The 24856-nt window shown below is 47.6% G+C and carries 26 protein-coding genes and 2 tRNA genes; 5 read left to right on the top strand and 23 right to left on the bottom strand.

The features are described from left to right. Nucleotides 1-329 precede the first annotated feature (329 nt). The 11 genes from desA to ABD014_RS02405 form a co-directional block, all read right to left on the bottom strand. On the bottom strand, nt 330-1322 hold the full coding sequence (gene desA / locus ABD014_RS02355; RefSeq protein WP_343856967.1) for a Delta(5) desaturase DesA: 993 nt from the start codon (nt 1320-1322) through the stop codon (nt 330-332). Between the two features lie 206 nt (nt 1323-1528). Further along, the gene (locus ABD014_RS02360; protein ID WP_343856970.1) at nt 1529-1801 is read right to left on the bottom strand and encodes an HU family DNA-binding protein; all 273 of its coding nucleotides are present in this window, start codon (nt 1799-1801) and stop codon (nt 1529-1531) included. A 112-nt stretch (nt 1802-1913) separates the two neighbouring features. Further along, nucleotides 1914-2117, bottom strand: a complete 204-nt coding sequence (locus tag ABD014_RS02365; RefSeq protein WP_343856972.1) for a cold-shock protein — start codon at nt 2115-2117, stop codon at nt 1914-1916. A gap of 351 nt (nt 2118-2468) precedes the next feature. Continuing rightward, nucleotides 2469-2552, bottom strand: a tRNA-Leu gene (locus tag ABD014_RS02370). Nucleotides 2553-2649: 97 nt separating this feature from the next. Then, nucleotides 2650-3822: an NAD(P)-dependent malic enzyme gene (locus ABD014_RS02375; protein WP_343856976.1), complete on the bottom strand. Its 1173-nt coding sequence runs from the start codon at nt 3820-3822 to the stop codon at nt 2650-2652. Between the two features lie 495 nt (nt 3823-4317). Next, a complete protein-coding gene (locus ABD014_RS02380) occupies nt 4318-5013 on the bottom strand; it encodes a stalk domain-containing protein (RefSeq protein WP_343856978.1) in 696 nt (231 codons plus the stop codon). Between the two features lie 51 nt (nt 5014-5064). Next, nucleotides 5065-6201: a TolB family protein gene (locus ABD014_RS02385; protein WP_343857333.1), complete on the bottom strand. Its 1137-nt coding sequence runs from the start codon at nt 6199-6201 to the stop codon at nt 5065-5067. Further along, entirely contained in the window at nt 6170-6316 is a 147-nt protein-coding gene (locus ABD014_RS02390; protein WP_343856980.1) for a hypothetical protein, read from the bottom strand. The genes ABD014_RS02385 and ABD014_RS02390 overlap by 32 nt, the downstream gene beginning before the upstream one ends. 132 nt (nt 6317-6448) lie before the next feature. Continuing rightward, nucleotides 6449-7990: a sensor histidine kinase gene (locus ABD014_RS02395; protein WP_343856982.1), complete on the bottom strand. Its 1542-nt coding sequence runs from the start codon at nt 7988-7990 to the stop codon at nt 6449-6451. Then, complete coding sequence (locus ABD014_RS02400; protein ID WP_343856985.1) at nt 7991-8680, bottom strand: response regulator transcription factor; 690 nt, start codon at nt 8678-8680, stop codon at nt 7991-7993. A 94-nt stretch (nt 8681-8774) separates the two neighbouring features. Continuing rightward, nucleotides 8775-9953 carry an MFS transporter gene (locus ABD014_RS02405; RefSeq protein WP_343856987.1) on the bottom strand — a complete coding sequence of 393 codons (1179 nt, stop codon included), beginning with the start codon at nt 9951-9953 and terminating at the stop codon, nt 8775-8777. Between the two features lie 259 nt (nt 9954-10212). On the opposite strand from ABD014_RS02405, the gene ABD014_RS02410 reads away from it, so the two are divergent. Both ABD014_RS02410 and ABD014_RS02415 read left to right on the top strand, forming a co-directional pair. Continuing rightward, nucleotides 10213-10797 (top strand): TetR/AcrR family transcriptional regulator, encoded by a 585-nt coding sequence (locus ABD014_RS02410; protein WP_343856991.1) that lies wholly within the window; start codon nt 10213-10215, stop codon nt 10795-10797. Between the two features lie 214 nt (nt 10798-11011). Continuing rightward, on the top strand, nt 11012-11410 hold the full coding sequence (locus ABD014_RS02415; RefSeq protein ID WP_343856993.1) for a RidA family protein: 399 nt from the start codon (nt 11012-11014) through the stop codon (nt 11408-11410). 71 nt (nt 11411-11481) lie between these two features. On the opposite strand, the gene ABD014_RS02420 is transcribed toward ABD014_RS02415, so the two are convergent. The 8 genes from ABD014_RS02420 to ABD014_RS02455 all read right to left on the bottom strand — a co-directional run bounded on the left by ABD014_RS02420 (nt 11482) and on the right by ABD014_RS02455 (nt 18592). Further along, entirely contained in the window at nt 11482-12480 is a 999-nt protein-coding gene (locus ABD014_RS02420) for a PHP domain-containing protein (protein ID WP_343856995.1), read from the bottom strand. A 25-nt stretch (nt 12481-12505) separates the two neighbouring features. Continuing rightward, the gene (locus tag ABD014_RS02425) at nt 12506-13321 is read right to left on the bottom strand and encodes an alkaline phosphatase family protein (protein ID WP_343856998.1); all 816 of its coding nucleotides are present in this window, start codon (nt 13319-13321) and stop codon (nt 12506-12508) included. Nucleotides 13322-13323: 2 nt separating this feature from the next. Next, the gene (locus ABD014_RS02430) at nt 13324-14121 is read right to left on the bottom strand and encodes a DeoR/GlpR family DNA-binding transcription regulator (protein ID WP_343857000.1); all 798 of its coding nucleotides are present in this window, start codon (nt 14119-14121) and stop codon (nt 13324-13326) included. A 5-nt stretch (nt 14122-14126) separates the two neighbouring features. Continuing rightward, nucleotides 14127-15170: an ABC transporter ATP-binding protein gene (locus ABD014_RS02435; RefSeq protein WP_343857003.1), complete on the bottom strand. Its 1044-nt coding sequence runs from the start codon at nt 15168-15170 to the stop codon at nt 14127-14129. Continuing rightward, nucleotides 15167-15976 carry an ABC transporter permease gene (locus ABD014_RS02440; RefSeq protein WP_343857005.1) on the bottom strand — a complete coding sequence of 270 codons (810 nt, stop codon included), beginning with the start codon at nt 15974-15976 and terminating at the stop codon, nt 15167-15169. The genes ABD014_RS02435 and ABD014_RS02440 overlap by 4 nt, the downstream gene beginning before the upstream one ends. Further along, nucleotides 15976-16896, bottom strand: a complete 921-nt coding sequence (locus ABD014_RS02445; protein WP_343857007.1) for an ABC transporter permease — start codon at nt 16894-16896, stop codon at nt 15976-15978. The genes ABD014_RS02440 and ABD014_RS02445 overlap by 1 nt, the downstream gene beginning before the upstream one ends. 76 nt (nt 16897-16972) lie before the next feature. Then, nucleotides 16973-18097, bottom strand: coding sequence for an ABC transporter substrate-binding protein (locus ABD014_RS02450; protein ID WP_343857009.1), 1125 nt, complete (start codon nt 18095-18097; stop codon nt 16973-16975). 411 nt (nt 18098-18508) lie between these two features. Then, nucleotides 18509-18592: transfer RNA gene (locus ABD014_RS02455), tRNA-Leu, on the bottom strand. Between the two features lie 224 nt (nt 18593-18816). On the opposite strand from ABD014_RS02455, the gene ABD014_RS02460 reads away from it, so the two are divergent. Then, nucleotides 18817-19230 carry a YhjD family protein gene (locus ABD014_RS02460; protein ID WP_343857011.1) on the top strand — a complete coding sequence of 138 codons (414 nt, stop codon included), beginning with the start codon at nt 18817-18819 and terminating at the stop codon, nt 19228-19230. A gap of 89 nt (nt 19231-19319) precedes the next feature. Here ABD014_RS02460 and ABD014_RS02465 read toward each other — a convergent pair whose 3' ends face one another. The 3 genes from ABD014_RS02465 to ABD014_RS02475 form a co-directional block, all read right to left on the bottom strand. Further along, nucleotides 19320-19535: a hypothetical protein gene (locus ABD014_RS02465; protein ID WP_127000895.1), complete on the bottom strand. Its 216-nt coding sequence runs from the start codon at nt 19533-19535 to the stop codon at nt 19320-19322. Between the two features lie 157 nt (nt 19536-19692). Continuing rightward, entirely contained in the window at nt 19693-20019 is a 327-nt protein-coding gene (locus ABD014_RS02470) for a hypothetical protein (protein ID WP_127000897.1), read from the bottom strand. An 89-nt stretch (nt 20020-20108) separates the two neighbouring features. Further along, nucleotides 20109-20681: a xanthine phosphoribosyltransferase gene (locus tag ABD014_RS02475; RefSeq protein WP_343857017.1), complete on the bottom strand. Its 573-nt coding sequence runs from the start codon at nt 20679-20681 to the stop codon at nt 20109-20111. Nucleotides 20682-20835: 154 nt separating this feature from the next. Between ABD014_RS02475 and ABD014_RS02480 the strand changes: the two genes are divergently transcribed. Then, complete coding sequence (locus ABD014_RS02480; protein ID WP_343857019.1) at nt 20836-21879, top strand: YkvI family membrane protein; 1044 nt, start codon at nt 20836-20838, stop codon at nt 21877-21879. 120 nt (nt 21880-21999) lie between these two features. Here ABD014_RS02480 and ABD014_RS02485 read toward each other — a convergent pair whose 3' ends face one another. Further along, nucleotides 22000-23121 carry a glycosyltransferase family 4 protein gene (locus ABD014_RS02485; RefSeq protein WP_343857021.1) on the bottom strand — a complete coding sequence of 374 codons (1122 nt, stop codon included), beginning with the start codon at nt 23119-23121 and terminating at the stop codon, nt 22000-22002. Between the two features lie 290 nt (nt 23122-23411). Here ABD014_RS02485 and ABD014_RS02490 point away from each other — a divergent pair, with 290 nt between their 5' ends. Then, complete coding sequence (locus ABD014_RS02490; RefSeq protein ID WP_343857024.1) at nt 23412-24815, top strand: RsmB/NOP family class I SAM-dependent RNA methyltransferase; 1404 nt, start codon at nt 23412-23414, stop codon at nt 24813-24815. Nucleotides 24816-24856: the final 41 nt, after the last annotated feature.

Raw genomic sequence — 24856 nt, forward strand, 5'->3', positions numbered from 1 at the left:
GGTCCACGTTCTGTGAAGAATACAGCATATTTTGCAGCAGGAACAGTAAATGCTTTTATCATATCTAGGTTTTGAAGCTGTAATGCTTCCTGTACATGTACGCTGCCTTATTAATGAAACCAGTATAAAACAACAAACCTGACAACTGACTGTCAAGTTATTTAGTTATTTTTATAGATTTCTGCTATTTTATTCGCACGACTGGCAATGATTTCCCGTAAATGCTGGGGCTCAAGCACCTCTACATGATCAACAGGCAAAATCTCTTCAATGCCAAACCATTCTTCTGCTAAATGACGAGCTTCAGCTTGGAATCGAAAGACAATTGTTTATTCTTTCAGACCCCGAAACCCCACAAATCGTTTGCTGCTCTCGTCCCACAGTCGGTATCGAAGCGCCCGCAAGCTCAAACGAATTCCGATGGCGGGAACGCCATGCATGGCGGTGTTGCTATCGTGTATGAGCTGCAAGTTATAGTTCGACACCTGAGGATCCAGATGATGAATATGGTGGAAGCCGATATTCCCCGTCATCCATTGCAGGATTTTGGGCAGCTTGTAATAGGAGCTGCCGTTCATAGCCGCGCTGACGAAATCCCACTCATCTGCACGCTCATAATAGGTACCCTCAAATTGATGCTGCACGTAGAAGAGCCATATGCCCGCAACGCCAGACAAGTAGAGAATCGTCCCCTCCACCAGTAAGACCTCCTTCCAGCCTAGCAACCAACAGAGCAGTCCCATCAAACCTGCTAACGCTGCATTCGTTAGGTACGTGTTCATGCGCTCTTTGCGTCTGGCACTCTTCCGGTTCAAGCGGTATACATACAAGAAGATAAATACCGGTCCAAGCCCGAACATGACAAATGGGTTGCGGTATAAGCGGTATCCCAGACGCTTCCATGGGGAGAGTGCCGTGTATTCCTTCGTAGTCAGCGTCCAAATGTCACCCGTGCCTCTACGGCCTAAATTGCCGCTAGTCGCATGATGAATGGAGTGCTCATTTTTCCACTGCTCATAAGGGAAGAAAGTGAGGATTCCCGTCATCGTTCCGATGATCGTATTCGCCTTCCTCCCAGAGAAGAACGACTGATGGCAGCAATCATGGAATATAATGAAGATTCGGATCATGAATCCGGCTGCTGGTATTGCAAGCATCAGTGAGATCCATATTGAGATAGACAGAGTTTCATAGGCAAGACCCCACAGCAAGAGGAAGGGAACGATGCTATTAACCAACTGCCAGACGCTCTTCCGCAAATCCGATTTACCGTGAAGAGCCATGTCCTTCTTCCAGCGGGTGTATTCTTGAAGTGATTTCATAGTGATCCCCTTTCCTTGCTTGTGTCATTCTTTAAATTGCTCAGATTGGCTGCTTTTCTCTCCAAACTCTGTTTGGAGTAAAAATTAATAATATCATCAATGGTAGAAAATACGACGCTAACGTTCGAATCATGTGTGCTTGTTTTGATAAAAAACCGCTTTCTGATGTGGTCACATCTTTTTTATATTAGCATTTGGCGTTAAGCTTAATTTAAAGCCTTTTTCAGAGTCACTCCTGCCGTGAATACAGGAACTTTGCCCGCCGGAAGTTCCACCTTTTCACCGGTTTTGCGGCTTCTTCCCATGCGTGCTTCAAGACTACGGACATTAAATCTTCCGAAGCCAACTAGTTGAACTTCTTTGCCTTGCTTTAGAGCTTCAAAAATCGAGTCCAGCACATGTGTTACTGCCTTTTCAGCATTCTTTTTTGAAAATCCACTAGATTTCGCCACTTCTTCAATCAATTGTTCTTTGTTCATTTACAATACCTCCGCTTATATTATTTTAATTACGTAAATGACAGTCCTCGTGCATAGATGTAAAGCAGGAATAAATAAAAAACTGCCCCACATTTAGGGCAGCTCGAAAGATTTAATAAAGTTTAGAGACGTTTTCAGCCTGCGGTCCACGATTGCCTTGGGTCACATTGAACTGGACGCGTTGACCTTCATCCAACGACTTGTAACCATCACCCTCAATCGCGCTGAAATGAACAAACACATCGTTTCCGTTTTCGATTTCGATAAAACCGAAGCCTTTTTCAGCATTAAACCATTTAACTGTACCTGTTTGCATAGGATTCCTCCAAAAATCAAATTATTTAACACAACCATCTCAATGGCCACTAATTAAGATTAGCGGCCATTAGGCATTTTTAGAATCCCGCACTTGATGTCCGCTAATAATGCATTAAAGACAAGAATACCATATCCGATAATATAAGTCAATATTTGGAGGTCTCGCTAATGAGTGGGTTGTGTCGGAATCGAGGATTCGTCGGGGCCTGAATTAGCGAATCCTATTTGTACCTACAAAGATAATTCCGAACATTTCATCCTTCTGATAGGATAAATTCCAGGTCATTATACCGTATCCCACTAAAAAAAGACATAACTCTCCCTTGGCGGAGAGCTATGTCTTTTCTGATGCGGTCGAGAGGACTCGAACCTCCACGGGGGTTAGCCCACACGGACCTGAACCGTGCGCGTCTGCCAATTCCGCCACGACCGCGTATTTCGCTGATGCAATGTTTTGCAGCAACGAAATATAATATACCATGTATCTATATGAGAGTCAACCAAAATATTCTATAATTAATTCCCGAAAATTATAGCCTTGCGCCCCCCGTCTTCTGGGCGATTCGGATTACCGCTTCACTGACTACACTACTCACTCTCTTGTCGAAGGCGTCCGGTATGATGTAATTTTCATTCCGTTCTTCATCCTTCACTAGTTCTGCAATGCCTTGAGCTGCGGCAAGCTTCATCTCGTCGGTAATATTCCGTACTCTTGCATCCAAAGCACCTCTGAAGATGCCTGGGAATACCAGTAGGTTATTGATCTGGTTGGGGTAATCAGATCTTCCTGTTGCTACTATTCTTGCCCCACCTATAATAGCCTCCTCCGGCATAATCTCCGGCACTGGGTTGGCAAGAGCGAAGATGACACAGTCGGGATTCATGGTCTGCACCATTTTCTTCGTCAACACTCCTTCAACCGACACCCCGATGAATACATCCTTACCTTTAATAAGATCTTCAAGGGTCCCTGTCTCGAAATCCCTATTCGTAACTTTCGCGATTCTTTGCTGGGCCTCGTTCATTGAGCCGGCGTTCTCCGAAATTGCGCCGTTAATATCGCATAGCACCATATGCCTTGCCCCCGCCGCAAGCAGCAATTTGGCAACAGCAATGCCCGATGCACCCGCACCATTAATCACGATGCGTATACTGTCCAAGGATTTATCAACAATCTTCATAGCATTGTGCAGACCCGCAAGCACCGCAACGGCCGTCCCGTGCTGATCGTCATGGTATACGGGAATATTTAGAGTTTCCTTCAGCTTATCCTCGATGTAGAAGCATTCAGGCGCCTTTATATCCTCCAGATGAATACCTCCGAAGCCGGGTGCGATCACTTGAATGGTTCTTACAATTTCATCCGGATCAAGGCTGTCGATACAGATCGGAAATGCGTTCACATTGCCAAACTTCTTAAGCAGCAGCGCCTTGCCTTCTATAACGGGCAATCCCCCCTCGGGGCCGATATTGCCAAGCCCCAAAACGGCTGTCCCATTCGTTACAATGGCTACGGTGCTGCCTTTGATCGTGTACTCATAGGCCTTTTCTTTATCTTTGGCAATTTCTTTGCAAGGTTCCGCTACCCCCGGCGTATATGCCAGCTCCAGATCGTGTTTGTTATTAAGCGGCATTTTAGTCGCAATTTCGAGCTTACCGTGCCTCACCCTATGTGCCTGTAATGCCTCTTCCTTTATGCTCATTGTCCCAACCCCCGGCATAAATTGATAGATCTGTTCGGCTATTATTATTCCTTGCTTGACCTAACGGATAACATGAATGAATGACCGACCTGTCTTACGAATTGACAGCGCTTACAATTTATCCCCCCTACTTCATCGACTCAGGATTGCCAACGACCCGAGTTACCAGAACATCTACCTTATACCCAGCGTTATGATTGTATTTCACCAGTGGACATTCATATAATAACACGCTCCGTTCTTCATGGGAATTGATAATGGCGGAATCTTAAAAATCCCATGGGAGTAAGCATTGGCAAACTCGACTCCTTGTCCACCATGTTCCTATTATACGGACATCACTGTTCTATATATGCCTTCTTACGGTACTTATAACCCCTTTTTTTCGCTATGTAAAAAAGCTCGCAAATCCCCTTAGATGGAAATTCACGAGCTTATTCATTCTTAGGTTCGGTGCCACGTTGGGTTCAAATCCTAACTTGTAAATTCAGAGTCTTACTTGAGTTTAGCTACACTAACTGCGACTTGCTCGATTTGGCTGTTACTCAAGGAGCCGTCAGGGGAGCTAATCGTCACTGTCCGGTCGTCCAGTTGGAATCCCAGCATCGGTGTATCAGAAGGTGTATACCACTTCGCGATGACGCCATTAGATAACTTGACCTCCTTGGATTCATAGTCGGTGGAATAATCCCGTGGTGACACATTAACAATCATATGTTTAAAGATCAAATTGACTCCATCGCCCGTAGCTGCCGCTTTAACGTAACTGTCGTTTGCAGTCATTTGCTTTGGAGCATAGGCTGTCTCAAAGGATTCGAAATTAGCGTAAGCCTTCTGGATCGCCTTAATCTGTGTTTCATTGTAATTGACGGTCGTCAATTCACCTGCAGGCTGGTTATCGCCCTGTTTCGTTTCCAGGCGAATCTGTTGGCTGGCGGCATCGAACTGTACATTGATTCCAGCCATATTGGATATGACCCGCACCGGCAAATACGTCGTATTTTGGTAGGTGATCGGCACAAGCTTTTTGCCATTGCTGTCTGTTAAGGATTGAACGGCTCCGTTTACTTTAAAGGTAATGCCGTGATTCAGATAAGCGCTGATCTTCTCCAGCTTGCTTCCGGCATACACACCGGCGGCTCCCGATACTGTCATTCCCACTACGATGAGGGACAAAAGTGTTTTTTTCATAACGATCTCTCCTTTTCTTCTCCCTTTTTCCGAACATATTCATAATCATAATCATTGTTTGAAATCGACAATATGTGTTACGACAAGCTTCTCTTTGTCTTCCACAGTGATACCGAGCCTTGCACCAGAAGGGCTCCAGCTTAGCGGATATACCGGGAAATACGATAACCCTAGCGGCGATACCTTGCCGGAGACAGTATCAAAAATATAGATCCCATTCATGCCGCCCTTATCCTCGGTATAGACCGCGAAGGCCAGCTTGGAAGAATCGGGGGACCAGGATTGATAGGACACCAAATCACCTTTACCGATCTGTAAGCCTTGCACATGACCACTCGTATCGTAGATGAGCAGGCTCTCTTCTTCCTGCCCACTGCTTCTTGCGGTGGTGACGGCAATCCGTTGACTGTCAGGAGACAGGCTCAAGGTGGAGACATCTGTGGCTAACAGGGTTGGCCGAGCTTGTGTTGGGGTAAAGCTTTTCAGGCGGCTATTGTTATCTGTGTAATAAATCTGGCCATTACCCACAGCAAATTGGGTGAAGAACTCTACTTCGGAATCCTGTAACTCGATCTTTTCCCGGGTACCGTCCACGGAAATCTTCCATATTGCACCTAGGTCCTCCATCGAGCCGGCGGCAAGAATATAGGAGTCATTATTGAGCCAGCCGCCCACCTCCATATAATTGTCAATCGCTAGCAGCTCATTCCGCTCCCCTGTGTCCAAATTTTTGATCGCATTCACAGCCTCATATTTGTTCTTCCAGGTCTGAATGAAGCTGTATTTCCCATCCGGCGATAGGAATGATTTGATGACCTCTCCTTGACTTGCTCCTGGTTGCTCCCGGGTGCTCTGCCGCTGTCCTGTCTCCAGATCAAAACGGAACCGACTGTAGCTAAACTGCGCTTCTTCTGTAGCAGTCGCCTGCTTCTCCAATGTGGTCACTTGGATCTCCAGTTCATGGTCTGACAGCCATTTCTCTATATTTGCACCTTCAATCCGGTGTATCCGTTGCACGGCAATTCCCTGCTCAGCAGGCGGTTTGCCCTCCTTGACTACTGTCAGTTCGCGTTTTCCTCCTCCCGTCTCGGTGCTGGTACGGCTTCCTTCATCCGGCGTACTGCGAACCGGCGATGTTCTGCCCTCCTGAGCTGCACTACAACCCGATATAATGCCGGCTGACAGCAAGGTCGCGACAAGCAGTCCGGCGATGTAATTCCTTCTGTTCATCTTCATCGAGGTCCTCCTGCTCAAAAATGTTGTTCAGACCCGGGCCGCTTAATCCGGTTGTGGTCTGCTTCATCTGCTGCAAGCTCCCCCATGGTCCTTAGTATAGAGAGACAATATTTCGTAAAAATATCTGGCTTGTAACGAACTTGTAAACAATCCGTGAATCTGGATTTGGGCTCGATCATGTCGAAAAGCCCGGATGATCTTATTCATTCCGAGCTTCGCCTTTGTTAGTTTGTGTATATTTTATTCCTTCCGAACCAGAAGCATGCAGTGGAAGCTCCACCGTGAAACGCGACCCGTCCGGCCCCGTCTCGACAAGCTGCACTGTTCCTCCTTGCTTCTCAGCTAGGTTACGAACCAGAGCTAACCCGAGTCCTGTTCCACCGCTGGCTCTCGATCGGTCTTTGCTAACTGTATAGAACGGATCGAAAATACGTAATACGGCTTCCTCTGGAATACCGATTCCTGTATCAGAAACTTCGATGACCATCCGCGGTGTCCCATCTGCTAGTGCTGTAATGTAGTTAAGCAGGTGGACTTGCCCGCCTGGTCGGTTATATTTTACCGCGTTGTCCAGTAAATTAAGCATAATGTGCATCACGTTCTCGGGATCGGCCCATACCTCTCCTGCGGCAAGCGAAGTATGGATCGTGACCCCGCAGCTGTCCGCCTTTCCTTGCAGCCGGGTCACAGCTTCCTCCAGCAAAGGTCGCAGTGGAACCGCCTCCGCTTGCGTCTCAAACTCGTAAACATCCATCGCCGACAACTGCAGCGCCTTCTCTACAAGACCATACAGCCGCTGTGCCTCCACATGGATACGCCTTCCGGCATCGTCCAACAGAGCAGGATCATCACTGTACATATTCAACAGGTCGGCGTACGCGATGATCGAGGTTAACGGTGTCTTCAGCTCATGGCTAATATTGCCGATGAACTGCTTCTGCTGCTGCTCCAGTTCTCGCAGTCGTCCCACCGTATCAAGCAGCTTCCGCTTCTCTTCATGCAAAGCACCAACTGATGTAGAGATACTACGGCTCATTTCATAGATCCCTTGGGCAAGCTCGCCCAGCTCATCCTTTCTGATTACCGAAGGGGCCGATAGATAATTACCTTGCCCAATTTGCGTTGCCGCTCTGTTCAGCCGACTAATGACATTGACCTGGCGCCGGACATAGACGTAACCGATCAGGAAACCAACACCGAGCACGGTGGCTCCAGCAAGAAGAAACAACCAGCGAATTCGGGCATAAAAGGCATTTTGCTCAGCCAGCGAAGCATGAAACTGCACCGTGCCCAGACGCTGCTCGGCATTGTACAGAGGAGCGAGAAACAACAGCTGATCTCCTTCGGTAATGTACGCCGATTGCCCTTGGGCTGTAAAACGCAGTGCATCCTGCACATCGGCCCGGGGCTGAAACGGCAGCGAGGTGCCGGCAAAGGTGCCGTCGACCGTATACAGCGTCACAGCCATGCCACTTTGTGCACCCAAATCAACGGCCAGACGTTGACCCGTCTGCTTCATAAACTGGTCCGGCTGCATCCTGCCTCCGGTCAGATATTCCTCCCGCACGTGCAGATTGGCGGCTTCTGCTTGCCGAGTAAAAGACTGCTCCAGCAGGGTTCGCTGGTTCTCCCGGATGCCGCTCAGCACCAGCACGCTCAGGCAGGTCACGACAAAAACGAGCAATAGGGCGAGCAACAAAGAGATTTTCCCCTTCAGGCCCAGCCGAAATTTGCCGTTCATCTAGGGTGACCCCGTGCTTTTATAGCCGATACCGTACACAGTTTGAATGAGCCCGTGGTGACTACCCAGCTTTTTACGCAGACGCTGCACATGGATGTCGACGGTGCGAGTGCCGCCAGCAAAATCCATATCCCACACCTTCTCCAGCAGCACTTCCCGCGAATAGACCCAGCCCGGATTGCGCATCAGTAAGACCAGCAGATCAAACTCCTTAGGCGTTAAATCAAGCGGTTTCTCTTCAATAGAGACCGTACGGCTGAACAACTCAGCGGTCAGTCCTCCCAGCCTAAGAACATCCCGCTGTTGCTCTTGCTGCACTTGTTGTATATAGCCTCCCCGGCGCGATAACGCCTTGACTCTGGCCAGGAGCTCCCGCATATCAAAAGGTTTGGTCATGTAATCGTCAGCGCCCAGCTCTAGTCCCAGTACTTTATCAACAATATCATCTTTAACTGTCAGCAATAGAATTGAAGGACGCGACTGTCCATGCAGCTTACGGCATACATCATAACCACTTACACGAGGCATCATGACATCGAGAACCATAACCGTAGGCCGGAACGTCTCCACCTTGTCCAGTGCCTCCTGACCATCCGCAGCCATTTCCACCTCATACCCTTCCCTACGCAGCGCATAAGATATAGCCGTCCGAATACTACTCTCATCGTCCACCACAAGTATTTTGATCATGACATCTCCTTGCATTCTTTGTACCCTGTATTATACCAAACAAGAAGAAGCGGTTGCATCGTGCTTGATTTCTTCTAAACTTAATAAGGCCATTTTATTTCTTCTCTGTAGCAAAATAAAGTAAGGCAATAATCGGGAAAGCTATTCCAAACCATAACGCAGTACTCCATCCCCCAGTGGCATATGCCCATCCCCCAATTGCGGATCCAATGGCACCGCCAAAAAAGAAAATAGCCATAAAAAGCCCGTTCAGGCGACTACGAATTTCGGGACTCAACGAGAAGAGTGCGCGTTGTCCGAGCACAAGATTCGCGGATACTCCAGCATCCAATAATATAGCTGCAATGACGAGAACTGCTACTCCGATGGTCGAACTAGTCCGGATTACAAGTGGCAATAAAACAGAAATGACGACAGTAACTAGTGCTATCCCCGTTGCAGGTTTAGTCCAACCGCAGTCGGCCACCCTTCCAGCCACAGGCGCAGCTATCGCTCCCGCAACTCCAAGAAGCGCAAATAATGCAATGGCTTTCTGAGAAAAATGGAAAGCTGGGCCAGATAACAGTAATGGAACTGTTGTCCAAAATAAGCTAAAAGTCGCGAACAAACCTGCATGATATGCAGCCCGACGGCGTAAGACTTGGTTTGTTCGCAGCAAGTGCCACATAGAACCGAGTAAAGCTGTATAGCTTGTGACAGCCTGAGGCTTTCTTGTTGGTAATACCCTCCATAGTACGATCATCAATATAATTACTGCAGCGGCGGATAAAGCGAATACGGCATGCCAGCTAACAAGGTCAGCTACCAAGATCGACAAAGGACGGGAGAGCATGATTCCAAGTAACAAACCGCTCATAATATTGCCGACAACACGACCGCGCGATAATTCGGAAGCAAGGTACGACGCAAAAGGAACGAGTACTTGTGTTGCGACCGATCCTAAACCAATTACCAAGGAGGCGGCTAAGAACAGCACAGGTTGTTTCGACACTGCCGTGATTGCAAGAGCAACCGATGTGAGAAGTAAAGATACTACTATCAGTCTTCGATTTTCAAGAATATCACCCATAGGCACGACAAATAGCAAGCCAACCACATAACCAATCTGCGTTAAAGTGACGATTAAGCCAGAACTATGGGCTGGCAGCCCGATTGAAGAACTGATTACCCCGATCAGGGGCTGTGCATAGTAAAGATTAGCTACAATGATACCGCATGCGGTAGCTATAAGTACCGTTAACCATGTTGGGATACTTTTGTTGATTGTAGTCATTTTAGGCAACTCCTTATATAGAATATTATGATCAACAGTTAATAGCCTATTTTCATGCCATTCTCGACATCTTATTTTATCCTCCTTCTCTTTTACAGTACTGTACGTATAGTATATAAATTAGTAATCAAATAATATACTGAACGTCTAGTTTTGTAAATAGGCGATCTCAACTTTCTTTTTCATTTATTATTGGTATACTGAACGTATAGTTTATTTTCCCGGTTAAGATATGTATTAACGAAAGGTGAGTGTTACAATGGATGGCAAAAGAGGCAGGCCGCGTAATGTAGAAGCGCAAAAGTCTATTCTTTTAGCATCTTACGAATTATTGTTGGAGAACGGTTTTCAAGCCGTCACAGTTGATAAAATCGCTGATCGTGCCCAAGTAAGCAAAGCAACAATTTATAAATGGTGGCCTAACAAGGCTGCTGTAGTAATGGATGGTTTTTTTTATGCCGCTGGAACCAGATTACCCGTGCCTGATACGGGTTCAACTTATAATGACATTCTATTGCACGCCACGAATTTAGCCATGTTTTTGATCAGTCAGGAAGGCACCATCATTACGGAGTTATTAGGTGAGGGGCAGTTTGATTCAGGGTTGGCGGAGGCCTATCGAGCTCGATTTTTCCGTCCCCGCAGACTTGAGGCAAGGAGTCTTTTTGAGAAAGGAATCGGGCGTGGGGAATTAAAGAAAAGTCTCGACATTGACATTTGCATTGATCTCATTTACGGACCCATTTTCTATCGTTTGCTTGTGACAGGCGACACATTGGACGAAACCTATGTACAGCAATTAGTAACAAACGCCTTTGAAGGAATCATTGACACCAAATTATAGTTCCAATATAATCTTTGTCATATTTATCTCTTCGCATTTATTAAGAAAGGAGTGTTCAATCTATGAAGAAAAGATCTTTAACGTTTATATCTTCTGGATATGGATACTCTACTGCTGTTTTTTTCTAGAATTCATTTTCAGGGGTGAAGTGTGTCCAAAAATGAATTATTAAGTAAGATGGCAGAACATTCTTATTTTGCGGAGGTATTTTAAAATGGAAAATTCCAAAATTACTAGAAAAAACCCTGAAGGTATGTATAGTCCAGTAGGCAACTACACTCACATTACCAAAATCCCAAGAAATTCTGAGCTGTATGTTACTTCTGGGCAAATTGGGGTAGACGAAAATGAAAACTTACCCGATAGCATGAATGAACAAATCAAGTATACTTTTAAAAACATCCAAAGCGTCTTGCACTCTGAAGAATTAACATCAGAGCATATTATCAAAGTAAATATATGGGCTACCGAGAAAATAGACTGGGATTATCTATATGAAAAATGGGAGCAGCTATTTGGTAGTGATTATCCAGCGATGACGATCGGCTATATTTCTGAATTAGGATTACCAGAAATTAAAATAGAAATTGAAATATGGGCAGCTAAAGCTTAAATGAGACTTCAAACCCCTCACGTAAATGCATTATTTTGCGTGAGGGGTTTTTATCAATAAGAAGCGTAAACTCAATTTATTGGTACCAACAACCGTTTACCGTCTCTGAATGCCACAAGTTCTTTATAACCCATATGTTCAGCATCCGCTCTGGCTTGATCCAACAGCATGCCGATATCATCCGGAAAATGCGCGTCCGAGGACAAAGTAAGCGGAACCTTATATTCAGCAAGCACAGAGAGAAATAACGGACTCGGGCAGCTCTCCTCGATCGGGTAACGATAAGCAAGTCCTGTATTAATCTCGGTAATAACCCCACTCTGTACCATTTCCTTCGCCAGCATTCGATAATAGGGAAGCAGCTCCTTCTCATCAACTGGCCGGAATCCGAATACCTTAAGGTTGTCGGGATGGGCGATAATGTGAAACAGCCCGGACACGCAAGCCTGCCTCAACAGCTCGTAATAGTGCTTATAAGTTTGAACCGGGTCTCTACCCTCAAATTCGTGTCTCGTCTCCGGATTGTCAAACCCCCATCCATCCAAAAAATGAACGGACCCAATGACATAATCCCACTGGGACCCTGCGAGAATTTCCCTCAGTTCCTGTTCTCCGCCCGGAAAAAAATCGGCCTCGATTCCCAGAGCAAGATCCGGCCTTGAGGCCTTTGCCTTCGTTACGAAGCGAACGAAATCGGAAAGCGACGCCACGCATACTTGATCCAGCCACGCTTGCTGCATTCTCCCGACAGGGCTGTCATCCAGCAGCATATGCCTCTCATAATACGGCCGGCATTCGCGAAAACGGTATAAATGATCTACCACGCCGAACTGCCCGATCCCTCTTTTACGCCCCGTATTCAGAAAGCGATCCAGCCATTCCTCACTATAGCAGCCCTGCTGCATTCTGTGTGACAGGAGCTTTGCCATTTCCTCCCCATACTGCAGCGTATGATGACCTAATGAGGCATCCCGTTCAGGCTCCGTAGAGGCAAGCGCCTGCAAAGTGCGGGATAACCAGCGCAGCGAATAGGGGCCCTCCTCCAGATGAAAATGCATATCTACCTTCACTCGTCGTAGCCTCCTTGATCTAATCTCATGCCAGCATGGCCTCCGAAGTTTTAATCCCCAAATAATGGCACATTAACGGTGCCAAATGCAGCTGTGATATTGCCCATGTCTGATCCGGCATTAAGGAAGGCGAAGGCAACTCGCCGAACACATAGAGCGGAACATTCCGTTCTTCAGGCTCGGTTCCTCCATGATGACCCATCGCATTCATCCCATGATCGGACGTGACCACCACCTGATATCCCTGCGATCTCCACACAGGAACCAAGGTCGCTAGTATTCCGTCTGCAACACGTACAGAACCAGCATATTCCTTGCTTTCCCCCCCGTGCTTATGGCCCATGTCATCGATATTCATAGAATGAATATATAAAAAATGCGGATTGTAGGTCGATCTTAAATGTTCGGCATCTATAAACAGATGGCTGTCGGGATAGTGATCCTCGAAATAGAACATCCCGTGCTGGATCGGCCTGCTGTCATCATGCTGATGGCGGTCTAGGGCAGGGTTAAATGGAGCGCTGTTATAAAGCTCGCTTACCCAATGATAGGCTGCCGCAGCTGTCCTTAACCCGGCTTCGCGTGCGAGATGGAACACGCTCTGTTCATGACTTAACCTCGCAATATGGTTCGCCGTAATCCCGTTTCTCGCCACGGGCGTGCCGGTCAGCAGTACTTCGTACAACGGGCGAGAGAGACTCGGCAGCTGGGATTGCACCCGATAACAGTTCATCTCGCCCTGTTCAACAAGATGCTCCATGTATCCCAAATACTTGCGGGCGGAATCGTATCTTAATCCATCCAGTACAACAACGATAAGCTTGGCTTCTCCTTCCAGCATCCTTAATCCCCTCTTTTCTTGGCTTCAATCCAGCGGATACGGCAGCTTCTAAGCCCTTGCAGCCATTCCTTAGGCGGAGCAATATCGCTAACAATGGTATGAACCCTGTGCATCGGCACAATTTCAATGAATCCTTCTTTATCCAGCTTGGAGCCGTCGGCCAATACGATGGTCTGGGAAGCTGCATCGATCATCCTGCGCGACATCCCCGTCTCGTTCGGATCATAGTCGCTGATGCCCCGTTCCATGGACATGCCTCCAATAGAGATAAACGCTTTATCTACACGAAATTGGGAGAGGACTTGCTCTCCGAGCGTCCCGGACATGGATTGCTGCTCCGGATTCATTTCGCCTCCGACTACATAAATCTTCCCTGAGAACCTCCCGCTGTTCAGGGATTCCATTAAATGATAAGCAACGGCAAGCGAGTTGGTCAGAATCGTCAGACGCTCACGCCCATGTATAGCCTTAGCCAGCTCAAGCGTCGTCGTCCCTACATCGACCGCAATGGTATCACCGGATTCAATAAGTTCTGCAGCCATTCGCCCAATCCGCTCCTTCTCTTCCGCATTCACCATCTGGCGCTGCAAATAGGGGGGCTCGAAGCTGGTCATTTTCGTCAGAACCGCTCCCCCGTATACCCGCTTGGCAAGACCCTCCTTTTCCAGCAGTACAAGGTCACGTCGAATCGTCTCCTCGGAGACAGTAAAATAGGTCGACAAATCAGGAACCTTTACCTGCCCCTGCTCCTTCAATTGCTCGATAATCACTTTCTTACGCTGTTCGGATGAAATGGACAAATATTTTATGCTCCTTCCTTCTCTAGCTGCAGCAGTTGAGAATGATCCAGGGCAAGATTCACGGGGCTCTGCTCTTGAATTCTCAGGGATCGGCCATCATTAAGCGCATCTACTATTAACCTTACGCCTGCAGCATCGATGGCATAACGGATAATATTGCCGAGAATGGATACCGAATGGACAGTACCCTCCACGATTTGTTTACCTTCACGCGATGCCTCGCTTGATAAGTCCGAACTCACCAGTAGTAACGCTTCAGGCCGAATGGCGAAGCTATCTGCATCGCCATTCACCTTTCCAAATAATCGCAGTGCCTCGGGACGAGTCAACATGTTATAGCTTCCCATAAACTGCGCGACAAACTCTGTGCGTGGAATTGCATACAGCTCTTCCGGTGTACCCTGCTGAACGATGCTTCCCTTATTCATCAGGCATACCCGATCGGATAAAGTTAACGCCTCCTCCTGATCATGGGTTACAAAGATCGTCGTTATATTGAATTTCTTCTGAATCTCACGGATTTCCGACCGCAGGCTTTTTCGAATTCTTGCATCCAAAGCGCTAAGTGGCTCATCCAACAGAAGAACCTTAGGTTGAACTGCAAGTGAACGTGCGAGCGCGACGCGCTGCTGTTGACCTCCCGACAACTGCTGAGGATACGCATCCCGTTTTTCTCCAAGATCAATAAGCTCCAGCAATTCAGCAGATCTTTTACGTCTTGCTTCCTTGGAAACTCCTCTCATTTTCATGCCGTACTCTATATTTTCGCTGACCGACAAATTCGGAAACAGGGCATAGGATTGGAATACCATGCCGATCTCGCGGCTCCGGGGCGGAAGGTTCACAATGTCCTTGCTATCGAGCAAAATATGTCCGCCATCCAGGTCCGTCAGGCCGGCAATACAGCGCAGCAGCGTACTTTTTCCGCAGCCGGATGGACCCAGCAGCGTAACGAGTTCTCCCTCACGAATATCCAAATTGACATTATGAAGCACCGTGGTATTCCCGAACTGTTTGCGGATACCTTCAAGTCTCAAATATGGTTTCATCCTGATATCCCCTTATTCACTTTTTTGCCCAGCTTCATTAGGACCATAGACAGCACTAGAATAAACAAAAAGTACGAAATCGCAATAGCGCTAGCCAAATGTCCGCTTTCGTTGACCCTTTGATACAAATAAACCTGGATGGTCTGAATATGCCCGCCAACTAACATGTTCGTTAGAACGAATTCACCAAATAATACAGAGAACGATAATAATGTAGAAGTAACGATCCCTGGCCAAATATTTGGCACAATTACGGTTACGAAAGCTTTCCATCGACTGGCGCCTAACATCTCAGCCGAATTAACCAGTTCAACGGCAGACACCGTTAACAGACTGTTACGAATCCCTTGGTACATGTAAGGCAATATAATAATGAAATACGCGCCGATCAAAATATACGCTGTACCTGCAATAGGAATAGGCCCCGAGGAATAGGCCCGAATCAGCCCTACCGCCGCAACGACGCCGGGCACGGCATAAGGAAGGACAACGATTCCCTTCATGAACTTCTCCAGCTTGGGCAGATAAACCGTAATAATAAACACGGCTGGCAGCATCACGGCGAGGCTCAGCGCTACACTAATGATGCAGAGATATAGCGAGGTCCATAGAGCCTCCATAAATCTGATGTCCTGAAGCATCTCCTTGAACCATGCCAACGTCCAACTCTCCGGCAAGATCGTTGCCTGCCACTCCTTCGCGAAAGCATAAATAAACGTAGCAAGCAAAGGAAGAAGCAAATAAACCATCAAGAGCAGCATTAGTGATCGGTGGCCCCAGCCTGCCTTCTTTCTATGGGTGTCCATTACAGTTCCTCCTTCATTGCCGAGGACTTCAGCTTGGGAAATATCCGTAAGCTCCTGGTATTCTTTGAGGCAAATCCGGATTGAAGCATCTTTGAACGCTGTGTCATTTTATGATTAAGATACACCGCTAGCAGCGTCGAGAAAGCCAGTATAACTGCGAGTGCATTGCCGAGCTGTGGCTCATTGACCACATCTCCCGCGACCAATGATCCTATCCGAACTGCAAGTAAATTGTAATTCCCACCAACCAAGGCATAGGCTGTTGCATATGCCCCCATCCCATTAGCGAACAAAATTCCCAATGTACCGAAAACAGCAGGCGTCAGAATAGGCAGTCCGATTGTTCTCCAAAACTGCCATTTGCTTGCGCCTAACAGGGAAGCCGCCTCCTTCCACTGCTCCCGAATCCCGTAAAAGGAAGGGTACAACAGCAATAAAGCAAGGGGTACCTGAAAATACACATAAACCAGCACAAGTCCTGCCCAGCTATATAAATTGAAATCGGCGAACACGCTCCAGCCCCACTGCTTAAAGAGCAACGTAAACACCCCATTGCTGCCAAGCAGAATAATATAAGCGAACGCGAGCGGAACACCAGCAAAATTCGATGTCATATTAGACAGCATCAACAACCGATCCCGCACTTTTGATGAGAATCGCGTAATCGAATAAGCACAAATCAGTCCGACTACAATACCAATCACGCTGGAAAAAGTGGAAATCAACAAACTGTTCTTAATGGCTTTCAAATAAAATTCGCTATGGATAATCCGCGAATAATAATCAAGCGTAAAACCCGAACCGTTCCCTTGACTAATGCTTCCCGTCACCATCGACAGGATTGGAGCTAACTGAAACAGGATGATCATCACTACAAAAGGAACTAACCCTAGTAGGAACCATCGATTATTACGCTTCACGCCCTCACTCTCCTTCTTGTAAAAAAGGGTGGCGTCGTTCATCTGATGACGAAGACCTCCACCCCAGGATTGCTCATTAGTTCATATGAACAAGTACGCGTTCCTGCCAAAGCTGCGGAAGAGTCTTCGCGGTTTCTTCCCATACCTTGTAATCGTTAACCGGCTTTACGTTGGCATAAGCTTCTGCAGGCAATAGCTTGGCGGCTACCTCTTCAGGAAGCTGTACGGTGTCACGGATCGGCCTCGCATAACCTTTAGCCAGGTTAATCTGGCCATCGTCGCTTAAAATATATTCGCGGGCAAGCTTGGCGGCATTCGGATGTGGAGCATATTTGTTGATAATCGTTGCATAGCCGCTTACAACGCTGCCCTCTTTAGGAATAGCTACGCTGAATTTATCAGCACCCAATTGATCCTTATAGTTGAGAGCGTTAAAATCCCATAACAGCGTAACTTGAACCTCGCCCTTCTCTATGTTGGCTAGTGAAGCTTCTGCATTGGACAGACGCCCCTTCTTCGCAAGCTCTTCAAAGTAAGCTATTCCGGGCTCGATGTTCGATTCATCGCCGCCATAAGCCATTGCTGCCGCTAATACAGCCATTTGTGCTTGCGCTGCCTTCGTTACATCGCCGACAATGATTTTATAGTCGCCGTTCTTAAGATCCTCCCAGCTTTGCGGTGCCGATTGAACAAGCTGTGTATTCGTGAAGATTGAAATAGAACCCTGATAGCCGACCAGCCAGTGGCCTTCGCTATCCTTAGCCCAGTCCGGTACTTCATCCCAATAGGAGGTTTTATAGGGCTGCGTAACACCCTTATCAACCGCTACCGGTCCGAAGGCAATACCTACGTCACCGATATCGGCAGTAGGCTTGTCCTTCTCCGCCTCAAATTTGGCGATTTCCTCCGCACTCGACATGTCTGTATCTGTGTGTGCAAGAGAATATTTGCTCTTGAGATCCTCCCATGTATCCTTCCAGTTCGCCCAAGAATCCGGCATGCCGACGCTTATGACAGAGCCTTCTTCCTTCGCCTTGTCTTCCAGATCAGTTGCTGAAATTTCTTCCGTTGCAGGAGTAGCGCTCGCATTTCCGCTTGTAGTTGCTTCTTTGCTGTCTGAACCTCCACAAGCTGCCAGCATCAAAACAAATAAGCTTAGAACAAGACCCAATGCTAATTCTTTCTTTAACCAAAGTTTCATGTTTTTCGCACTCCCTGTGAATTAATGTGGGTTCATGATATATTCCCGTTGTTTCAGGCCCTCTTAAAGTATAGAAAGTGACTATTTGCGCGGGATTAACTAAAGGGTTTAAATTTATTAATTGCCAGTAAAAGTAGCAGGTTTTGTATTTGGAGCATAAAAGGAGTGTTAAAGGAGAGACGCTAGGTGTTGAAGCCGCAACATTAAACTGGCTGAATTCAAGATTCGATGCCGAATAGCTTCTTGATTGACTTCGTGTTAGATGTAGAATTTGATGTAGAATTTTAGGGGCAGCACAGTTCCAAGATTCCATCGGCCCATGTGATGAGCAACTGCCTGAATTTATTGAACATAAAAAAGGTTCCCAAACTGTCCGAGGGACAGATCAGAAACCTGTTATGGTTGGGATGATGCGGTCGAGAGGACTCGAACCTCCACGGGGGTTAGCCCACACGGACCTGAACCGTGCGCGTCTGCCAATTCCGCCACGACCGCATATTTTATGGTCTATTGCAGAACACTTCGTGTTCGCAGCGACAAGGTATATAATATCACGGCTAAATTATAGAGTCAACCATTTTAAATAAAATTTCATAATCGCTCCCCCTTTATTCTATAAGGCTTCTTGATGCTACCACTGCTTGGAAATCCCATTGTTATTTCTAATTATTTTGGATATAATAAGAACATTAGTTCGCATTTAGGGAGAAGGTGTTCATATGGCCGTACCCGGTATACTTGAAGAGGAGCTTGCCTTGATCAAGAGCGCTTTGCTGTTAAAGTTCGTGCGCCATGTATTCCAGCGGGATGCAAGAATTATTGAACAGAGCGGTGTATTGAAGAGTCCTGAGATCTATGTAGAGATGATCCAGGGCGGAGAACAACGAGCTGCCCTCGTATTATCCGAGATACAGACTGAATTCAATAAGCGTAAGATTAGACTGTACCAGATTCGGCAGGACGAGAACGGAATCTGGGCCGATTATACCTGTCGTGGATATCGCGGTGAGATGAGGATATTATGGTCCGGATTGCGCCATGAGATCAACTCCCGCATGCGGGCCTATCTGGGGGGAGATACTCCCAAGAGAAGCCGCCTGCAGCCAAATAGACGCGCCGCATCGGATTCCTGATTCCGATACCCCACGCATACAAATACAACTATCCCAGATGTAGGCCACGCTCGCCTCTCATCCAGGATAGTTGTCTTATGATCAGCTCTTTATTCCTCGAACGAAGGCCGAGGATCCTTAGCGGATTGAATCAAATAATTGCGGTCCAGCTTGACCATATTCCGGTTTGGCCTACGGACCAATACATGGGTCTCATCCCAGGCAACGATAATCCCTCTAACATCGTTCTCAGGAAGCGCATCCCTTACTACGCGTACCTTCTGCCCGGACAACCGATACTCATTCAGCTGCTCATCTGTTATCATCGTATTTACTTTTCACTCCCCTCTTCACTCCAATATGCCCCAAATATGCTGAACAGATCAAAATTCGGAAGAAGCCATCCGACTGAAGCTGTTCTGCCCAGCTATATAATTCTTCAAAAAAAGACCCCGCATCAGCTTGCGGAGTCCTCTATCCCTCTTAACGTTGTGCATGCTCCTTGCTGCCGTCGAACCAGAAGTCGAGCACCTTCGAAGACATTACTCTTTGCTCCAAATACCCGACCTGCTGCAGGCTGAATTCCTCTTTCCATGGCATGTCAAGCTCCTCGCACAGTTCAACAATCGTCAGCAGCTTCGACCACGCCACATAGCGCTTATACCAGAAGAATTGGGGATGCTCAAGCATATAGGGATAAAGGTCATCAAACTCTGTATGCTTACAATCGAGAGCCCGTTCAAAAGCAACCTTGGCTTCGGATAATTTTGAAATGAAAAACTCTGTAGGAACTACCGAATCTCTTCCCATCTTATAAGCCTCCTCTCCCTAGTAATCCTCATTATAACGAAAAAACATTAACCTGCAAAGGAGTCATGAAGAAATTGGAATAGCTATATTTATTCAGCGAAAATGACCTGCCCATTCTCCAGAGACTTGATCTTGGCCAGTGTCTCCAGACGGATTCCCTGATCACGAATTGCCTGTGCTCCAGATTGGAAGCACTTCTCCACCACGATTCCTGCACCAACTAACTTTGCGCCGGAGCGTTCAACAATTTTGATCAGGCCTTTGGCCGCATCGCCATTAGCAATAATATCATCAATGAACAGAACCCGGTCCTGCGCGTTGATCAGATCTCGGGATATCAGAATATCGGTTACGATACCTTTCGTAAAGGAGGGAACCCGTTCCTGAAGCATATCTGCTTCCTCCAGCAGCGTCTTCTTGCGGCGGGCAAATACGAGCGGTACCCCCAACGCATATGCCGTCGCGAACGCGATCGAAATGCCTGAGGATTCTACTGTCACGACGCGGGTTATCCCTTCACCGCGAAAACGCTCGGCGAATTCCCGGCCAAGCTCCATCATAAGCTCCGGGTCAACCTGATGGTTCAGCAGCTTGTCCAGCTTCAGTACTTCCTCCGAGACGACCACGCCTTCCTCGATAATCCTTTTTTTTAATTTATCCATCCTATTCTTCCTCCCGAGTCATAGTGTGTGTTCAAAAAGGCCAGTTTTGAACAATCTCTCATAGCAAATAATTTCATTTTTCAGTTTGAGTCATGTCCTCTTGAAACACAACATACCTTGTACTATATATAGCACACCCAGCAGGAGGAAGGCCATGAAAAATGCCGTTAAAATTTTGCAGATTGCATTCACTTATATAGGTACTGTCGTAGGCGCCGGCTTTGCAACCGGACAAGAGATACTCCAGTTTTTTACCCGCTACGGCAAATTAGGGATCTTGACGATTCTATTAGCTACCGCTCTGTTTATATGGCTAGGTACAAAAATGATGCTGCTGGCCAACAAGATTCAGGCCGTATCCTATGAAGACCTCAATCGCAAGCTGTTCGGCGAAAAAATAGGACAGGCTCTCAGCCTGTTCACGCTCATCGTTCTGCTCGGAGTCAATAGCGTTATGTTGGCCGGAGCCGGCTCCGTATTTAACGAGCATCTTGGACTCAACTATCAGATAGGCCTTTGGATTACGCTTATTAGTACCTATATACTGCTAGGTAGAGGAATTGACGGCATTATGAAGCTCAATTCGATCGTCGTTCCCATGATGATCGTTCTGTCGCTGGCCATCATTATCAATACGGCAGGGTCCCCGGGCGCAAACCGCTTCTTAACTATGGATACCGACACCGGCCTATTCTCGGCCTGGGCTTCTCCGCTCATGTACACCGCCTTCAATCTATCGATGGCCCAGGCCGTGCTCGTTCCGATCGGCAGCCATACGAGTAATCGCCGAGTCATCATATGGGGCGGTGTTCTCGGTGGCGCCGGGGTCGGCTTCATGCTTATGGCCGGCCATTTCGCCCTGTCCGCGAACATGCCGGGAATCTCCCAATTTGAAATACCCATGGGCAGCATTGCCCAGCAACTGGGAAGTGTAATCCAGCTCGTCTATATCCTGCTGATCTTCATGGAGATCTTCAGCACCTTCGTATCCGATATATATGGTGTCACCCTACAGCTCAGACAGCGATTAAATGTGTCTCCTCGGCTGCTCTCCGTCACGACTCTCTGTCTGTGCTATGTCACCAGCCAATTCGGCTTCAGTACATTGCTCTCGATCCTGTACCCGATGTTCGGCATATTCAGCCTGCTGTGGGCGGCGATGCTAGCGACCTACAATTCTAAGCAGATCAAACCATAAATGAAGTCCTTGAAGACACCATATATGCTGACATGTCAGACTTCCCTTAATATAGAAAAATCCACCTTTGCCCTTACAGGGCAAAGGTGGAAGACCAAATTACATTTTCACGAAATACGGTTATTGATACTCCAAATATAGCTTCTTCAATTCATACACGACCCGGTTCAACGAATAATGCTGCTTGGCATGATCCGAGCCAGTACGGGCCAACTCATAGCGAAAGGCCGGGTCGATGATCACCTGCTCCAATGCATCGGCAAGCGCCGATACGTCCCCCACCGGTACCAGCAGGCCATTCGAGCCGCTCTCAATCTGCTCGGAAATTCCACCGACATCTGTTCCCACCAACGCTAGACTGCATAGCGCTGCTTCAGCGAATACCGAACCGAATGCCTCCGCCCGCGACGGCAATACAAATACGTCAAAGAAAGGCACAAATTCTTCGGGGTGCAGGGTATATCCATAGAAGATCGTCTCATTATATATACCCAGTTCCTTAGCTAAATCCTCAAGCTCCTTGCGGATCGGGCCGTCGCCGATAATATGCAGCACATAATTCAATCCCCGCTCTTTGAGCTCCTTGCAGGCCCGGAGAAGGATATCCAACCCCTTGGCCGGAACAAGCCGGCATACCGTGACAAGCTGTGTCACTTCATTCTCATGAGGCACAGGCTTGAAGCGCCGCTCATCGAAACCGTTCGGTATAATGCCGATCTGTTCCGGATGGTCCACATAATCTGTTAAATAACTCTTGAATGAATGGGATACGGTGAACAACCGATCCGTACGCGCTTCAAGCTCTCTATACAGTGAAGTCAAGAAACGCTGCTCCAGGCTATCCGGCTTAATCCGCCCGTTCAATAGCAATTCACGCTCATAGCTGGAATGGATGCTCTGTAATACCGGAGTCTCCGGGAATACTTCCTTCATCGCCAGCCCAGCAATCGGATGATGAGCATGAATCAAATCGTAGGGCTTGTTCAAACGCAGCTTCGTCCACCATATATAGTCCTTGTAGGTTTGTATATATTTTTGCACAATCGGGCTGTCCTCATATTCATGCCAGTCAAATGTATGGAAATGGACAGGCTCATGTCCTTTATTTCTAATCCGTTTGGGAAGCGAAAATAATTCCATCTCCCAATGGGGAGAATTAAACCGTTCTTGTAAAGAAGGGATCATCGATGATACGCCTCCAGGCTGCTCTGGAGGGAAAAATAATGCCTGTAGCAGTTTCATAAGGGTTCTCCTTTGCTCTCTATCTTTCTATAGAGGTAGCTCAATCCAACCTTCTAGGTGCTGAAAACTGAACTTTTTGAACACAGATTATATGAGGTTGAACACTCACTATTACGCGGATGAACCGCTAATTCTTATTATGCCATAGGTAGAGTGGAACATCCATTCCCCTTTTTCTATCCAAAGCATCAATTTCCGTCAATACTCACTACAAACAAGCTTTTGAACAGAAGCATCCGGTGTGGTAAACTGCGAAAGGAATATTATTTGATCGAAAAGGAGCAACAAATATGTCAGACCGATCCCTGCCTGCAAATTTCAAGGAACAGATCATTCAGATGCTGGGACAAGTGGAAGGCAGCGCCTTTCTGAACAGTTATGAGCAACCACGTACCTATGGACTTCGTATCAATCAACTTAAATTGAAAACAGATGCTGCTATAGATGAACTGATCCAAGCCTTCAAGCTAAGACCCATACCTTGGTGCAGCACAGGCTACTATTATGAGGAAGATACCCGCCCTGGCAAACACCCTTACCATATGGCCGGACTCTACTATATCCAAGAGCCATCCGCTATGTCAGCCGTAGAACTGTTAGATCCGCAGCCAGGAGAGACCATTCTCGACCTCGCGGCTGCTCCAGGCGGCAAGACAACCCAAATCGCAGCGAAAATGAATGGACAAGGCCTGCTGATCAGTAATGAAATTCACCCGCAGCGAGCCAAAATATTAGCCGAAAATGTGGAACGGATGGGCATCCGGGGAGCGATCGTTACCCAAGCTACTCCACCCGAATTGTCGGCACGCTTCCCGCTAACCTTCGATCGGATCATGCTTGATGCCCCTTGCTCCGGAGAGGGCATGTTCCGCAAAGATTCTTCCGCCATCGAGGAATGGTCTCCAGCTGCGGTTGCGCTCTGCGCGAACCGACAATGGGACATCCTCCAGGATGCGATCGCCATGCTGAAGCCAGGCGGCACGCTCGCCTATTCAACTTGCACCTTCAATCGGACAGAAAATGAAGAAATGATCGCGCGGGTGCTGACTGAATATCCAGAAATGCACCTTAAAGCCGAGAAAAGAGTATGGCCCCATTTGCAGCAGGGTGAAGGGCATTATGTAGCCGTGCTGGAGCGAGATCAACAAGCAGGAGCTGCCTTAGGCAGTATAAACGAGGCAAGAGCCGATAAAAAGCGTGGCAAATCGTCTCGTGCCGGACGTGGGTCTAGCAAAGAACTGCTGAGCGCTTGGGAAGCCTTCACCACCTGGGCCAAGCTCGATTTGCCAGGCTTCCAAGCAGACGGAGGGATACCCGTCCTGTTCGGCGAAGCTCTGTATTTACTGCCCCGCAGTGATCAACTGGCCGTAGATATGGAACTGCTATCCGGGATCAAGGTTCCCCGTGCAGGTCTTCACCTCGGCGATTACCGCAAAAATCGCTTCGTGCCCGCACACGCCCTGGCGATGGCTGCCGAGGCAGAGGATGAAACCCGGGTAGTAGCCCTGGAGAGCTTTTCCCCCGAGCTTGCCGCTTATCTTCACGGCGAGACCTTCAGCGTATCTACAGAGCTTCGCGGATGGGTAATCGTGGCCGTCAAATGCGGCAGTGGCAGCTATCCGCTTGGATGGGGCAAAGCCAGTGGGGGGCAGTTGAAGAATCATCTTCCCAAAGGACTTCGTCTCATGCATTAATGATCAGACATCCTAAGCATTAGATAAAACGGGTGGTTCGC

Origin of the sequence: Paenibacillus motobuensis (assembly GCF_039521865.1) — a bacterium.
Lineage (GTDB): Bacteria > Bacillota > Bacilli > Paenibacillales > Paenibacillaceae > Fontibacillus > Fontibacillus motobuensis.